Raw genomic sequence first — 2,127 nt, forward strand, 5'->3', positions numbered from 1 at the left:
CGCATGCGTCACCGCCACACCCTTCGGCACCCCCGTCGACCCCGACGTATACATCACATACGCCACATCATCCGCACCCACCCGCACCGCCGGCGGCCCACACTCCCCCTCCCCATCCACCCAGCCACCCGCCCACACCACCCCGACAGACYCSGGCAGATCAGRCRCCCMSWCRTCRGCCACCACCACCCGCACCCCCGCCTCAGCCAGCACCCSCCCCACCCGCACCACCGGCCACTCCACATCCACCGGCACATACGCCGCCCCCACCTTCACCACCCCCACCAACACCGCCACCAACTCCACCGACCGCTCCATCACCACCCCAACCCGATCACCAGACCGCACCCCAGCCGCCACCAAATCCCGCGCCACCCGATTCGCCGCCGTGTCCAGGCGCGCGTAGGTCAGCGTGACGTACCGGTCCTGCGCAACCCAGTTCGCCGCCGTGTCCGGGTGCGTGTGGGTCAGCGTGACGTACCGGTCCAGCACTGCCACCGCGTCGGGACACTCGGCCACCCGGGCGGCGAACGCCCCGGTCAGCGTGCCGTCGGCCACCGCGGCCCCGGTGTCGTTCCACTCCTGGAGGACCCGGTGACGCTCGTCCRCACCCAGCACGGGCACCTGGCTGACCCGCAGCGTGGGATCGGCGGCGACGCGCTCCAGCACGCCCAGCAGACGTTCGGCCAGCCTCCGCACCGTCGAACGGTCGAACAGGTCGGCGGAGTAGCGCACCACGCCCTCGATGCCGGCCGGTGTCCCGGCGGYGGTCCTGCGTTCCTCCAGGCTGAAGGACAGATCGAACTCGACGGCGTCCCCGTCACCCTGGACCGGCCGCACAGTCAGTCCCGGCAGTTCCCACGGCGTGTCCAGCGGCACGTTCTGAAAGGCCAGCAGGACCTGGAAGACGGGGTGACGGGCGCGGCCACGGAACTCCTCGGCCAGCCGCTCGAACGGCACGTCCTGGTGGGCGTAGGCGGCCAGGTTCCGCTCCCGCACCCGGGCCAGCAGTTCCTCGAACGAGGGGTCGCCGCTGACGTCGGTACGCAGCAGCAGGGTGTTGACGAAGAAGCCGATCAGGTCGTCCAGCGCGGTGTCACCGCGGCCGGCGACCGGCGCCCCGATGGGGATGTCGGTGCCCGCGCCGAGCCGGGACAGCAGCACCGCGATCGCCGACTGGACCACCATGAACAGCGTTCCCCGGCCGCCGCGCACGAGGTCGGTGAGCCGGGCGTGCACCGCGGGGCTGATCCGGATCGGCACCTCACCACCGGTGAAGCTCGCCACGGCCGGGCGCGGCCGGTCGGCGGGCAGGGCGAGCTCGGCGGGCAGGTCGGCCAGTGCCTCGCGCCAGTAGGCCAGTTGCTCGCTGATCAGGCTGTCCGGGTCGGACTCGTCGCCCAGCAGGTCACGCTGCCACATGGCGAAATCGGCGTACTGCACCGGAAGCGGCTCCCACGACGGGGCCTGCCCGCGGGACCGCGCCGCGTAGGCCGTGGGCAGGTCCCTGGCCAGCACGCTCATGGACCAGGCGTCGGTCGCGACGTGGTGGATGACCAGCGACAGCACGTGCTCCCGCTCGGACAGCGCGAACAGCCGGGCCCGCAACGGCGGCTCACGCCCGACGTCGAAGCCGCGGCCCGCCTCGGCCGCCAGCAGACCGGGCAGCTCCTCCGCCGCGGCGAAGACGAYCACGAGTTCGGGGTCCTCCCGCAGGATCTGCTGGCGGGGGACACCGTCGGTGTCGGGGAGCACGGTGCGCAGGGCCTCGTGCCGCCGCACGACATCGGTCAGCGCCGCCTGTAACGCCGATCGGTCGAGGTCTCCGCTCAGGTTAAGCGCGTACGGCGTGTTGTAGACCGCGCTGCCCTCCTGGAGCCGGTTGAGGAACCACATCCGGGCCTGGCCGTACGACAGCGGGATCACGTCGGGCCTGGGCCTCGGGACCAACGCGGCGCGGGCCGCGCCGCCCTCGCCGACCAGCCCGGCGACACCGGCCGGGGTGGGCTCGGCGAACAGCGCGCGGATGTCCATCCCGACGTTCAGCTCGGCCTGCACGCGAGCGATCAGCCGCATGGCCAGCAGCGAGTCGCCGCCGAGGTCGAAGAAGCCGTCGTCGGCCCCGAC

1 pseudogene is annotated in these 2,127 nt (G+C 72.6%); it reads right to left on the reverse strand.

The features are described 5' to 3' along the window. Positions 1-2,127, reverse strand: a pseudogene (locus Manayef4_RS02595) (condensation domain-containing protein); the annotation flags it as partial.

This window comes from Frankia sp. CgMI4 (genome assembly GCF_001756285.1).
Taxonomy (GTDB): Bacteria; Actinomycetota; Actinomycetes; order Frankiales; family Frankiaceae; genus Frankia; species Frankia casuarinae.